Genomic DNA, 13542 nt, shown 5'->3' on the forward strand with positions numbered 1-13542 from the left:
CCCAACCATCTCGGCGGCACCACGCGTGCCCGGATCCGCCCGCGCCGAGACATGAAAGGCACACAACCCCGTTGACCTCCTCCACCCCTGCCACCACCTTCGCGGATCTGGGCCTACCCGCCGTGCTCGTCCAGGCGCTGCGCCGCGACGGCATCGAGGCCCCGTTCCCGATCCAGGCCGCGACCGCGACCGATGCGCTGGCGGGTAAGGATGTGCTCGGACGCGGCCCGACCGGCTCCGGCAAGACCCTGGCCTTCGGGCTGCCGATGCTCGCGCTGCTGGCGGGCGCGCAGGCCAAGCCGGGCCGTCCGCGCGGTCTGGTGCTGGTGCCGACCCGGGAACTGGCCGCCCAGATCGAAAAGGCACTGGACAGTGCGGCATTGTCGCTCGGGCTGCGAGTCGCTTCAGTGGTCGGCGGCGCACCGATCAAGCGGCAGGCCGACCGGCTCGCGCGCGGGGTGGACCTGCTGATCGCCACGCCCGGGCGGCTGGAAGATCTGATCAACCAGCGCTCCGCCGACCTGTCCGATGTGCGGATCACCGCACTGGACGAGGCCGACCACATGGCCGATATGGGGTTCCTGCCACAGGTCACCAAACTGCTCGACCGGACGCCGAAAGATGGTCAGCGCCTGCTATTTTCGGCCACCCTCGACGGTGAGGTCGACAAACTGGTCAAGCGTTACCTGCGCTCCCCCGTGACGCATTCCACTGCGCCGCCGTCGGCCTCGGTCGCGACGATGTCGCATCATCTGCTGTACCTGCGCAAGGCCGATAAGCGCGAGATCACCGCGCAGATCGCCGCCCGCGACGGGCTGACCATCATGTTCGTGCGCACCAAACACGGTGCGGACCGGCTCGCCAAGCAGTTGCGCGCAGCCGGAATCGCTGCAGGCGCGCTGCACGGCGGTAAGGCACAGAACAACCGCGTGCGGACGCTGGCCGCATTCGCCGACGGTGCGACACCGGTTCTGGTGACCACCGATGTGGCCGCGCGAGGTATCCATGTAGACGGGATTTCCCTTGTCGTGCACGTGGATCCGCCCGCGGAATCCAAGGCGTACCTGCATCGCGCGGGCCGCACCGCCCGTGCCGGTGAGGACGGCGTCGTCGTCACGCTGGTCACCGAGGAGGAACGCGCCGAGGTCGAGAAGATGACCCGCAAGGCGGGCGTCGATGTCGACGGCGTGCAGGTCCGTCCGGGCGATCGGCGCCTGATCCAGATCACCGGCGCGAAGCAACCGTCGGGCGTACCGATCGTCGCGGCGAACTCCGCGGTCACCGTGGGTGACGAGGGTGACTTGAAGGTCGGTAGGTCGAGCCGCCGGTCCGGCCCGGGTTCCGGTGGTCGTGGTCGCGGCGCACGCTCGGGCGGTGCGGGCTCAGCCGGTGCCGGGCGGCGTAGTGCTGGTTCGAGTGGTCGCGCCGGGGGTGCGAAGAAGTCCTCGGGTGCTTCGTCGAGCTCCACCGCGACTTCGAATCGGCGGAGTGTCGGAACGTCGGGTCGTGGGACGACGGCCGCCCCTGCCACGGGTAGGGCCACCGCAGCGGCGACGGCTGCCCCCGGCCGGAGCGCCGGGTCGGCGAACACAGCTCCGGGGCGGACCGCGAGCACGGCATCGGCCGCGCCGGGTCGGGCTGCCGGGTCCGCCAAGGCGGCCCACGGAACGGGCTCATCCGCGCGCGCTACGTCAACCGGCCATGGCGCAGGGGCCACTTCCGGTCGTGGTGCCGGGTCCGGTCGCACCGCTGCGACCAGCGGCGACACGCCCGGACGTACGCGTCGACGCGCCGGGCGGGCACAGGGGGTGCCGGGCAACCGCAATCACGGGGCAAACTGACCAGGTGGCGAATCATCAGGTGGGCGCGGTCGTCTGTGCGCTGATCGCGGCATTGCTCTTCGCGGTGGCCGCGGTCGCGCAGCAGCATGCGGCGGCCGCGGTGCCCGAGGACGAATCGCTCATGCGTTCACTGCTGCGCAATCCGCGCTGGTGGGGCGGAATCATCGGGGATGCGGGCGGTTACGCCATGCAGGTCGCGGCACTCACTCTGGGTGCGGTGCTGCTCGTCCAGCCGATTCTGGTGAGCATGTTGGTCTTTGCGCTCCCGCTCTCGGCCCGCATCAACCGCCGCCGCATCACCCCGCGCACCTGGGCGACCGCCGTCGCACTCGCGGCGGCCCTTGCCGCCTTCTTGATCATCGGCGATCCGACCGAGGGCAATACCAATGCGCCCCTGCGTGATTGGATCCCGCCGCTCGCCGCTCTGCTCGGTGTGCTGGCAGTGGCCGTCGTCGTCGGCCTCGGGACCTCCGACCCGACCCGCCGCGCACTCCTGTTCGGCACCGCGGGCGGCGCCCTGTTCGGTCTGGCCGCCGCGCTCACCGAGTACGTGACCGAACTCTTCGACGGCGGCCTCATCCACGTGCTGGGCAGCTGGCAAACCTGGGCTCTGGTGGCCTCCGGTTTGACCGGCCTCTATCTCCAGCAACGCGCCTTCCAATCCGGCCCCCTCGTCGCATCGTTGCCCGCCGTCACCATCGCCGAACCCCTGGCCGCCGCCTTCATCGGCATTACCGTCCTCGACGAACGCCTGCGCACCGACCACATCGGATTCGCGGTGATCACCGTCGCCGTAATCATCATGTGCGCGACCACAATCCAACTCTCCCGTGCCCAAGCCGACGCGTGACATACACGGCTCGACATCAGGTGAACATCGGCGCGGAGGGAATGCTGGGTGATTGCACGGAACTCCGGCGCACCGGTTAGAATCGGTTAAGTGCAGTTTCTCCCTGGTCATCAACCGCCGTACGACCTGACCTACGACGACCTCTTCCTCGTCCCGAATCGGACGGATGTCGCATCACGGTTCGACGTGGATCTTTCGACCGCAGACGGGTCCGGCACCACCATTCCCATTGTCGTCGCGAATATGACCGCGGTCGCCGGACGCCGGATGGCCGAGACGGTCGCCCGTCGCGGCGGCGTCGTCGTCCTACCGCAGGATCTTCCGATCGCCGCGGCATCGGAAACCATCGCCTTCGTCAAGAGCCGTTCGCTCACCGCCGATACCCCGGTCACGCTGGATCCGGAGCGTTCGGTCTCCGAAGCCGTCGCCCTGATGCACAAGCGCGCCCATGGTGCCGTGGTCGTCGTCGACGGCGGTAAGCCGGTCGGTGTGGTCACCGAGGCGTCCTGCACCGATGTCGACCGGTTCGCCCGGCTGCGCGATGTCGCGGTCACCGACTTCGTGCAGGCACCGGCCAGCACCTCGCCCCGCGATCTGTTCGACCTGCTCGAGGCCGAGCACGCGCAACTCGCCGTGCTCATCGCCGAGGACGGCGGCCTCGCGGGCGTGATGACTCGCACCGGCGCCATCCGCGCCGGGATCTACCAGCCCAATGTGGACGCCAACAACCAGTTGCGCGTGGCCACCGCGGTCGGCATCAACGGCGACGTGGCGGCAAAGGCCAAGGCGCTCGTGGACGCGGGCGCGGACCTGCTCATCATCGATACCGCCCACGGCCACCAGGCCAAAATGCTCGAAACCCTCAGCGCCATCCGCGATCTCGGCCTCGGCGTGCCGCTGGTAGCGGGCAATGTGGTCTCCGCGCAGGGCACCCGCGATCTGGCTGCGGCGGGCGCGGACATCATCAAGGTCGGTGTCGGCCCCGGCGCCATGTGCACCACCCGCATGATGACCGGCGTCGGCCGTCCGCAGTTCTCCGCGGTGGCCGAATGCGCCACCGCCGCAAAGGAACTCGGTGTGCACATCTGGGCCGACGGCGGGGTCCGGCACCCGCGCGACGTCGCTCTCGCACTGGCCGCGGGCGCGTCGAATGTGATGATCGGCTCCTGGTTCGCCGGCACCTACGAATCCCCCGGTGACCTGCGCGTCGACCGCGACGGCAATGCCTACAAGGAAAGCTTCGGCATGGCCTCCAAGCGCGCTGTCGCCGCCCGCACCGCCACCGACAGCGGCTTCGACCGCGCCCGCAAAGCACTGTTCGAGGAAGGTATCTCCAGCTCGCGTATGCGCCTGGATCCGGAACGCCCCGGTGTCGAGGACCTCATCGACCACATCTGCTCCGGCGTCCGCAGCGCCTGCACCTACGCGGGTGCCCGTAGCCTTGCCGAGTTCCACGACAAGGCCGTGCTCGGTGTCCAATCGGCGGCAGGGTTTGCCGAAGGCCGCCCGCTGCCGAGTGGCTGGTAGACCGCTCAGCGTGGATAGAAGCTGAGCTATCCTGCCCTCAGCCGGCCCCAACGGAGCGAGTCTTACGAGCGACCGTTCGCGGCCCGTCTCGCATCCGAGGGGCCGAAGCGCATGCGCCGAAGGCGCGAGTCTCGGCCCCTCGGATGCGAGACACCAGGGGGCCGCGAACACGCCGCGCCGCAGGCGCGGCAAATTGAACACAGCAATACCGGCCCACGCGGGCACGCGCGTGGGCCGGTAGCATAGTGGTTGCCGGTTTCCGGTTACCCAAACCCATTTGCCGAGAGGAACAAGTTGTCACCCGCGTCCGAGGGCGCCACACAGGAGGGCTCCTCTACCGAGCCGGGTGACAAACCCGGCGCCCTCCTTCCCACAGCCGCCCGATCCGATTCAGCTCATCGCATGTCTCGCAGGTGGTGCTGACGATGTCCGTCGTGCTCACCGTGCTCAGCCTGATCGGGTTCATCGCCCTCACCGTCGGCACCGCGTTGTTCGTTGCCGCCGAATTCTCGCTCACCGCTCTGGAACGCAGCACCGTCGAATCGCATGTGCGTACGGTCGGGGATGCCCGCTCGCGCATGGTGCGGCAGGCGCACACCACCTTGTCGTTCCAGCTCTCCGGAGCCCAGCTCGGTATCACCATCACCACGCTGATCACGGGCTATATCGCCGAACCCGTCCTGGCCCGGCTGCTGTCGCCGCCGTTCACCGCGCTCGGTCTGAGCGAGCGTGCGGCGCATGGCATCTCACTCACGCTGGCGTTGGTGCTCGCCACCTCGCTGTCGATGATCTACGGCGAGCTCGTCCCGAAGAACATCGCGATATCGAAGCCGCTCGGCACCGCCCGGGTGACCGCTGGCCCCATGATCGCGTTCTCGGTGGTGTTCAAGTGGATGATCCACTTCCTCAACGGCACCGCGAACTGGGTGGTCCGCCGCCTCGGCGTGGAACCGGCCGAGGAGCTGCGTTCGGCACGCTCCCCGCAGGAACTCGGCTCGCTGGTGCGCACCTCCGCACTGCGCGGCGCACTGGACCACCGCACCGCGCAGCTGGTCGATCGCTCGCTGCAATTCGGTGAGCGCAGCGCCGAGGAGCTGATGACACCGCGGGTCAAGATCGAATCCCTGGACAAGTCCGACACCATCGCCGATCTGATCGCCGCCGCCAGTCGCACCGGTTACTCCCGCTTCCCGATCATCGACGGCGATCTGGACAACACCCTCGGCGTGGTGCACGTCAAACAGGCGTTCACCCACGCGGCGAATGTCCGCAACACCATCCCGCTGCATCTGCTCGCCCGGCCGGTCCCGATCGTGCCCGCCAGTCTCGACGGCGACGAGGTGCTCGAGCGGGTGCGCGCCGACGGCATGCAGGTCGCGCTGGTGGTCGACGAATACGGCGGCACCGCGGGCATCGTGACCATGGAGGATCTCATCGAGGAAATCCTCGGCGATGTCCGCGACGAGCACGATGAGGAAGAACGCGATGTCCGCCGGGTGGCCGACGGCTGGGACTGCTCGGGGCTGCTTCGCATCGACGAGGTCTCCCGGGCCACCGGCTACGACGCGCCGGAGGGCGAATACGAAACCCTCGGCGGTCTGGTGCTCACCCGGCTCGGCCGTATCCCGGTTACCGGTGATGAGGTGATCCTGCCGAATCCACGGTCCTCGCATCGCTATCCGAACGACGATGACGGCGGCTGGATCGCCAAGGTCGAGCGGATGGATGGGCGGCGTATCGATCGGATCCGGCTGGTTCCGGTCGCGGCCGCCGCACTGAAGGAGAACAGCCATGGGTGATCTCCTCGGTGTTCTGTTGACGGTGGTGCTGCTGGCTTGCAATGCCTTCTTCGTCGCCGCCGAATTCGCGCTCATCTCGGCCCGCCGTGACCGGCTCGAAGCGCTCGCCGCACAGGGGAAGCGCAAGGCGCACACGGTGATCCGGGCCGGTGAGAACCTGTCCATGATGTTGGCCGCCGCGCAGCTCGGCATCACTATCTGCTCGATCCTGCTCGGCCGGGTCGGCGAACCCGCGGTGGCGCATTTGCTGGAGGGGCCGTTCGAGCTGGTCGGCCTGCCCGAACAGCTGCTGCATCCGGTGGCCTTCGCCATCGCGCTGGCGATCGTGGTGATCCTGCACATTCTGTTCGGCGAGATGATTCCGAAGAATATCGCGCTGGCCGGACCGGAACGCAGTGCCCTGCTGCTGGTTCCGGTGCATCTGATGTGGTTGCGCTTGGCGCGTCCGCTCATCGCCCTCTACAACCTGGCGGCGAATCTGTCGCTGCGCATGTTGCGGATCGAGCCGAAGGATGAGCTCGAGGCGACGGTCTCGAGTGTCGAGCTCGCCGAGATGATCGGTGAATCCCGTTCGGAGGGACTGCTCGACGAGGAAGAGCACCGCCGCCTCACCCAGGCGCTCGGCACCTCCGATCGGGTGGTGGGCGATGTGATGGTGCAGCTGGCGACGACCCGCTCGGTTCCGTTGCGCGGCAATGGCACCACGCTCGGCGATATCGAAACCGCGGTCGCCGAAACCGGTTTCTCCCGGTATCCGGTGCGCGCGAGCGACGGCTCGCTGGTCGGGTATCTGCATGTGAAGGACGTGCTCGACAAGGTCGCCGACGAAAGCGCCGGACCGAATACGCCCATCCCGCGCACAGATATCCGTCCACTGCCGACGGTGAGCGCCGGTACGCCCCTCTACGAGGCGCTGGCCCGCTTGCGCCGCACCAACTCCCACCTCGGCCGTGTCGTGGACACCCGTGGAAATACGGTGGGCATCGTGGCGCTGGAGGATCTGGTGGAAGAGTTCGTCGGCACCGTGCGCGACGGGACGCACCGGGTGATCGAATGATCGTGCTGGCCGAGTCCGAGTGGCGGACCAGTGCCGCCGCGCACCGGGCTCGGCTGGACGAGCTCGTCGGACCGTATCTCGAGCGGCGCGCGGCGGGTTCGTCACATCCGGTGATCGACTTCCTGTTCACGTACTACGGACACAAGCCCGCCCAATTGCGGCGCTGGCACCCGGGATTCGGTGTCGCATTGGCGGGCGCGCTGGAGTACGACGGGGCTCGTGGGTATCACCGGCGCGACATACGTTCCGGCGCGGGTGTCTATACCGCCGACCCCGCGTTCATCGGGCGGCGCCGCGACACCGTCGAGTTCATCGCAGAACTGCTGCGCGCCACGGCCTCCCGCCCGGCGCAGCTGTCCTGCTTCGGCCTGCACGAGTGGGCAATGGTGTACAAGACCGACGAGGTCCGCCACCAACAGGTGCCGCTGCGCTTGGGCAGCACCGGCACCGATGCGGTCGTCGAATCGATGTCCTTGCGCTGCACCCACTTCGACGCATTCCGCTTCTTCACCCCGGACGCGGTCGGTCGCAACGCGGAACCGTTGACCCGCGCCGATCAGGTCGTCCGCGAACAGCCCGGCTGCCTGCACGCCAATATGGACCTCTACAAATGGGGTTTCAAACTGACCCCGCTCATCTCCTCCGGCCTGCTGCTCGACTATTTCGAATTCGCCTGCGCCGCACGCGAACTCGATATGCGCGCCAGCCCCTACGACCTCACCGACTACGGCTACGAGCCGATCCGTATCGAAACACCGACGGGGCGTGCCGAATACGTCCGGGCGCAGTCGGCATTGGCCGAGCGGTCGATGGGACTCAGACAGTCTCTGCTCGACGTCTGCACATCGCTGCTGACCGATGAGACCGAGGCACTCACCGCCAGCTGAGGGTCGCGGCGAGACATGTCAATTACCTGGCATTTTCGCCAAAACCCAGCTGTAAGTTACTGCCTGTTACTACCATTCAGTCAGTTCATGCTCCGTCTGAGTCGGCACGGTCTGTGCCCATGATGAGGAAAGTAGGGATGCAATGATGCACCCGAAGCTGAGACTGCGTGGTGCCCGCGCGTTGGCCTTGTTCGCCACCACGATCGTGGCCGCAATGATGTTGCCCAGCAGCGCATCGGCCGATCTGCAATCCGATATCGCCACCGCGGTCCAGGAATTCCTCGATGTCGGCCGAACCTCGGTACCCCGGGCGGACTGTGGACCGGGATCGATGCCGGAAACCGGGCTGCAGGGCGATGTTTCGGCCGCCGACCGCGACAGTCGGCGCAGCACCCAGGGTTACACCTGCAATATGTCGATGGTCGGCAATTACGCCGGACGCGGCGCGGGCATCACCTCCACCAGCTTCGACCACTGCGCCTATATGGGTTCGTTCTTCCCCGGCGACCTGATCAGCGAGGGCCGCGGCGTCCAGGTACTCGACGTCTCTGATCCGGCGCATCCGCGCCCGACGGTCACCCTGACCGAACCCGCGATGCTCGCGGGTACCTGGGAGAGTCTCAAGGTCAACACCGAACGCAAACTGCTGGTCGGGACCGGCGTGCCGGTCGGCGAGGGCGTCGGCTATCTGTCGGTCTACGACGTCTCCGATTGCGCGTATCCGAAGCTGCTCAATCCGGGGCCGGCCACGAATCTGCTGATGCCGCTGCCGATCACCACACACGAGGGCGGCTGGTCGCCCGACGGCCGCACCTACTGGGCCTCGGGCGTCGCGCCCGGTTTCGTCAGCGCGGTCGATCTCACCGATCCGACCGATCCGCACGTCATCTGGCAGGGGCTGACCGGCATCGAGGCGCACGGCTTCGGCATCAGTCCGGACGGCAACCGCATGTACCTTTCCGCGCTCGGCGGATTCACCGTGCTCGATATCAGCGCGGTTCAGCGCCGCGACCCCAACCCGCAGGTCACCCATATCGGCCGTACCTTCTGGACCGACGGCTGGGCCACCCAGCACAGCATCCCGGTGACCTATGACGGCAAGCCCTACCTCTACACCGTCGACGAAGGCGGTTCCGGCGGCGTGAAACTCATCGACATCTCCGACGACACCGCACCGAAGGTGGCCGGGAAGGCGAAGCTGGAGATCAACCTGCTGCAGAACATCGACAGCAATATCGGTAGTTCGATGGGCGGTTCGGCCTTCGCGTACGAATCGCACTACTGTGCCGCCGACCGCCCGGACAACCCCACCGCCCTCGCGTGCGGTTGGATCTCCTCCGGCATCAGGATTTTCGATGTCCGCGATCCGCACGATATCCGCGAGATCGCCTACTTCAATCCACCCGCACGAACCGGCCAGAACCTGAGCCTGTGGAACTCACCGCATGCACTCGCGTCGATCATCGGTGTGCCGTTGATGAGCACACCACCGGCCGCACGCGCGGTGTTGGAGGGGCAATTCGATCCGTTGGACGCGCTCACCCCGCGCACCGGCAACCTCGCCTTCGGCGATGTCTCCACCGACTGGTGTTTCTCGCCGCCGGAGTGGCGCGGCGACCAACTGTATGTCGCCTGCTCCGATAACGGATTCATGGTGCTGCAACTGGAGAACGGCGTATATACGGTGCCCGAGAATCAGCAATCGACCGTCGGGTCGTAGCTGTGTCCCGTTGGTTCCGAGTCGCGGCGCTCGCCTCGGTTGGGTTCGTCCTGGTTGTGCTCGGCGCGGCGCTGCGGCCACTCGTATTGCCCGAACAGCATACGACCGCACCGGTTCTCAACGCGATCGAGATCGGATTCGCGCAGGATATGACCGCGCATCATCAGCAGGCGCTGATCATGGTGCAGCGCTTGGATCGTGACGTGGACCCAACTGTGCTCCGGCTGGCACAACAGCTTTCGGACGCACAGCGCATCGAGATCGGGACCATGCTCGGGTGGTTGCGGCTGGCCGATGCGTCGCCGCTGTCGTCGCATCCGATGGCGTGGATGCACGCCGATGCGGCTGTGTCGCAACATCATCCGGGCACGGTCCAATCGAACGGCGATGCGATGCCTGGTATGGCTACTACCGCCGAACTCGACGCCCTGTCCGCAGCCCGCGGTCACGATGCCGAAATACTGTTCCTGCAATTGATGTTTCGTCATCATCAAGGCGGACTGGTGATGGCTCGTGCCGCCGACGAGCTTCTGAGCTCAGGCCCGGTCAAGGAAACCGCGCGCTCGATGTTCCAGAGCCAGAGTCAGGAGGCCGGTGTGATCAGCGTGCTACTCACCCAACTCGGCAGTCAGGCCACGCAATAGCCGATCCGCCCCTCACCGGATGCGGGTCGGCCACGCGGTGGGCAGCCCGGGGGTTTCACCACGAAGATTCCGATGCGCCCGAATCCGGAGGTACGGTCGATCCAGATCGACGGCACAGAAAGGCGCGCGCGACCCGTGATCCAGACCGAGACAGTCACCGTCCCCGAACACGTGCACGGATATCCCGACGTCGCGTTCGGCGGCTACGTCGCGGGCCTGCTGGCCGGGCCGTGCGAGGCCACCGAGATACGCGTCGACTTCCGTGCCAGGGTGCCGCTGGAGACCCCGATGTCATTGCGCCCCACCAGATCCGGTGGATACACGCTGACCGATGCCCACGGCGCGCTACTCGCCGAATCCACTCCGGCGGTGCTCACCATCGATCCACCGCCCGCCCCGAGCTGGGCCGAGGCGAAGGCCGTCACCGACGCGGCCATGGTGTCGCGCCGCGTCACCGACTGCTATGGCTGCGGCGCCGCCTGCGCACCCGGCCGCGGCCTGCGCCTACTCACCTGGGACACACCGGATCACGACCTCGTCATCGCCGCCTGGACTCCGGATCCCGGCCTGGCCGACGAATCCGGCCGACTCCCGCCGGAAGTCGTCTGGTCCGCTCTCGACTGCCCCGGCGGCTGGACCGCCATGCGAAAACAAGGTATGAGCTTCGGCGGCGTAACCGCGGCCCTCACCGCCACCCAACTCCACCCCCTCTACCCCGGCTCCCCCTATATCTCCTACGCCTGGCCCATCACCCACCAAGGCCGCAAACACACGGTCGGCATCGCCCTCGCCACGCCCACCGGCGATCTCCGCGCCGTAGCCGAAGCCCTCTGGATCGAACCCAAACCCTGAACCAGTGGTCACTTCATGGTGGCAAGGTTGTGCCAGAGGTTGCGGAGGCTGTCGGTCCCGCCGAACAGCGTGGTGAAGTTGGTGGAGTCGATGAGCACGATGTCACCGGCTCGCCTCCCAGCGGGTGGCATCCAGATCAGCGCATTGAACTCCGTATTGCCTGCGGCGGTGAAGGGATGGGGTCGCTGGGGGTCGACGCGCTGGCGGCCCAGGACACGAAGTGAGTCGGATTCCGGCGCGGTGAGTTCGTAGTGCGGTAGATGGGGGTGGAAGTTGAACGTCGTCACGTTGTCCAGCAGCCGGGGCGTGTCCAGATCGCGGAACCCTGTCAAGGGCGAGATCTCATTGGTGCCGTCCACGACCGCGGGGCGCAGGCCCCATTTGTTGTGTACCGGCACATCGAGGGCCCGCATGAGCGAGCGCGTGTACTGGCCGAATCGTTGCTGCCGCGGCACCAATGGATCGCCGTGATGCTGGTATTCCATTTGTCGCTGCGCGTAGTCGTCAGTGCACCCGACGTCGTGGTGCGGCGCCAGCAGCAGGCAGGTGCCTTCGCGTTGCAGCCAGTCGCGGATCGCATCGATCTCGTCCGAGGCGGCTTGCTGCTCGGAAAGAACGTGATCGAGCCCGAACACCATCAGGGTGTCGGTGTCGGCCAGGATCCGCTCGTCGATCGGCAAGGTGTAGCCGGCCTGGTCGATGCGCTGGAACACCGCGACGGGGTGACCGGTGGCCTCTTCGGCCAACTGCTGAAACGCCAGCGTCGAGCGATGGAACAACTCCAGTGTGCCTGCGATGCCCTGCAGGAAGTGCGCGGCGTCGTATTCCGGAGTCTCGTAGCTCGGCCACAGTACGTTGCGCACCTCGGTCATCGTCGAGAAGCGGTTGTACATCTCGGCGGGATCGCGTTGGGCCTCCCATGGATAGCTCCATGTCCAATAGATGCTCATCCGCCGACGCCCGTCGTGTTTGCGCGGAATGTGGTTCTGGTTGTAGGTGCGTGCCGACGGCAGGGTGCTGCTCATGGTGTCACCTCTCGACTGTCGAACGTGGCCAGGTATCGGAGAGAGCTGATGCTCGGGAGGAAGAAGTACGCGCCGCCCCTGAGCGTGGTGAAGGCCGGCAGCCCGAGGAACTTCTTGCGGATGGGCCGCTTAGGAATGGTGAAGTCCAGGGTGCCGTCCTGGGTACCGCAGATGGGGTCGTGTTCGTTGCCGAGTTCGTGGAAGGTCTTGTCGTTGATCCATACGTTCTGGGCGAACTCGAACTGGCGTACCAGGCTGCCGCAGATGATGAACGCGGCGATCCCGCGGTCCACTCCGTCGTCGGGGGCATCCTCGGGCAGCGCGGGCCCGTAGGTCGCGCCGCGGCGAATCATCCTGCGGCGGTTGATGTTCGTCGCGGTGTCGCGGGGGTTGAGTCGGCGGGCATGCGCGCCGAGCGGTATCGCATAGCCGTGCGGATCCATCTCCTTGTAGTTGAAGTCGTTGTTGCGCATGGGATCCGCGCCCAGCGCCGGGTCATCCCGATCCGGGGCGAGCACCAATGGTGCGCCGCTGCGCCAGCGCCCCATGAACTTCGCGGCGAGTAAATCCTGCTTGTCCGGGGTGTCCGCGTGCTCGCGCAGATAGTTCCGAAACACGCCGACGTGTTCTTGCAGCCGCCGGTAGGCCATGTAGCTTCCGTTGCGGAACAACACCTCCGGCTGTGGCAGCGCTTGTGCCGGCCCTTCCTCGTCGGGGTAGCCAAGGATGAATTCACCGGGTTGCAGCGGTGCCCCCGAGCCAGGGGTCGGTGTTTCGCCGGATCCGTCGATCACCGGCTGGGACAACCGATCTCGGTACCCGAAATGATCGTGGGCGTAGTCGAACGGCGGCGTCGCGTTCAGATCCAGGAACGACAACACGCGCACCCCGGGACAGCGGGCCACCAGTTTGTCGTGTTCGGTGGTGCATCGTTGGTGCTCAGCATCGGTGCGGGCGAACAGGATCGCGATGGCGTGCAGGTCGTCACCAGCCAGACCGCCTATCCAGTTGTCGGGATGCGAAGCGCCGGTGTCGCCCAGGATGTCTGCGCGGGCAGCCATGCCTTCGCGGAACTCGTCCGGGAAGGCGGCGAGCGTTTCCTTCGCTACGCCGAGCGCCCGCAGCCCGTGCCAGGTGAAGGCCAGCGTGACCCAGCGGTCGGAGCTGTCCATCGTGGCGCGCACATCCGCAGCCGACTGCACGCGCTCCACCAACGGCGTCAACCAAGCCCGGGCCGCGGCGGGATCGTCGAAGGACAAGAATTCGTAGCGCCCGGTCACCGCCGGGGTCCGGGTCAGCAAGATGTGCTGAATATCGTCGAGTTCCAGCATGGGCCAAGG

At 66.8% G+C, this 13542-nt stretch carries 10 protein-coding genes and 1 pseudogene; 9 read left to right on the plus strand and 2 right to left on the minus strand.

The genetic code is table 11. The annotated features are described in order from the left end of the window. Positions 1 to 71 precede the first annotated feature (71 nt). The 9 genes and pseudogenes from ACQPZ2_RS25510 to ACQPZ2_RS25550 form a co-directional block, all read left to right on the plus strand. Positions 72 to 1415 (plus strand): annotated as a pseudogene (locus ACQPZ2_RS25510) (DEAD/DEAH box helicase); the annotation flags it as partial. Positions 1416 to 1845: 430 nt separating this feature from the next. Further along, positions 1846 to 2691 (plus strand): DMT family transporter, encoded by an 846-nt coding sequence (locus ACQPZ2_RS25515; RefSeq protein WP_063037380.1) that lies wholly within the window; start codon positions 1846 to 1848, stop codon positions 2689 to 2691. 90 nt (positions 2692 to 2781) lie between these two features. Continuing rightward, entirely contained in the window at positions 2782 to 4218 is a 1437-nt protein-coding gene (locus ACQPZ2_RS25520) for a GuaB1 family IMP dehydrogenase-related protein (protein WP_433520754.1), read from the plus strand. 425 nt (positions 4219 to 4643) lie between these two features. Then, entirely contained in the window at positions 4644 to 6017 is a 1374-nt protein-coding gene (locus ACQPZ2_RS25525) for a hemolysin family protein (protein ID WP_433520755.1), read from the plus strand. Beyond that, positions 6010 to 7074, plus strand: coding sequence for a hemolysin family protein (locus tag ACQPZ2_RS25530; protein ID WP_433520756.1), 1065 nt, complete (start codon positions 6010 to 6012; stop codon positions 7072 to 7074). The genes ACQPZ2_RS25525 and ACQPZ2_RS25530 overlap by 8 nt, the downstream gene beginning before the upstream one ends. Beyond that, entirely contained in the window at positions 7071 to 7961 is an 891-nt protein-coding gene (locus tag ACQPZ2_RS25535; RefSeq protein WP_433520757.1) for a 3-methyladenine DNA glycosylase, read from the plus strand. The genes ACQPZ2_RS25530 and ACQPZ2_RS25535 overlap by 4 nt, the downstream gene beginning before the upstream one ends. A 145-nt stretch (positions 7962 to 8106) precedes the next feature. After that, a complete protein-coding gene (locus tag ACQPZ2_RS25540) occupies positions 8107 to 9681 on the plus strand; it encodes an LVIVD repeat-containing protein (protein ID WP_433527522.1) in 1575 nt (524 codons plus the stop codon). A 2-nt stretch (positions 9682 to 9683) separates the two neighbouring features. Continuing rightward, positions 9684 to 10325 (plus strand): DUF305 domain-containing protein, encoded by a 642-nt coding sequence (locus ACQPZ2_RS25545; RefSeq protein WP_433520758.1) that lies wholly within the window; start codon positions 9684 to 9686, stop codon positions 10323 to 10325. A 135-nt stretch (positions 10326 to 10460) separates the two neighbouring features. After that, positions 10461 to 11177, plus strand: a complete 717-nt coding sequence (locus tag ACQPZ2_RS25550) for a hypothetical protein (RefSeq protein WP_433520759.1) — start codon at positions 10461 to 10463, stop codon at positions 11175 to 11177. A gap of 8 nt (positions 11178 to 11185) precedes the next feature. Here the strand turns inward: ACQPZ2_RS25550 and ACQPZ2_RS25555 are convergent, their stop codons facing one another. After that, on the minus strand, positions 11186 to 12202 hold the full coding sequence (locus ACQPZ2_RS25555; protein ID WP_433520760.1) for a hypothetical protein: 1017 nt from the start codon (positions 12200 to 12202) through the stop codon (positions 11186 to 11188). Further along, positions 12199 to 13533, minus strand: a complete 1335-nt coding sequence (locus ACQPZ2_RS25560; RefSeq protein WP_433520761.1) for a Dyp-type peroxidase — start codon at positions 13531 to 13533, stop codon at positions 12199 to 12201. Before ACQPZ2_RS25560 ends, ACQPZ2_RS25555 begins: the two co-directional genes overlap by 4 nt. Positions 13534 to 13542 lie beyond the last annotated feature (9 nt).

Source organism: Nocardia pseudovaccinii, assembly GCF_050942345.1.
Lineage (GTDB): Bacteria > Actinomycetota > Actinomycetes > Mycobacteriales > Mycobacteriaceae > Nocardia > Nocardia pseudovaccinii.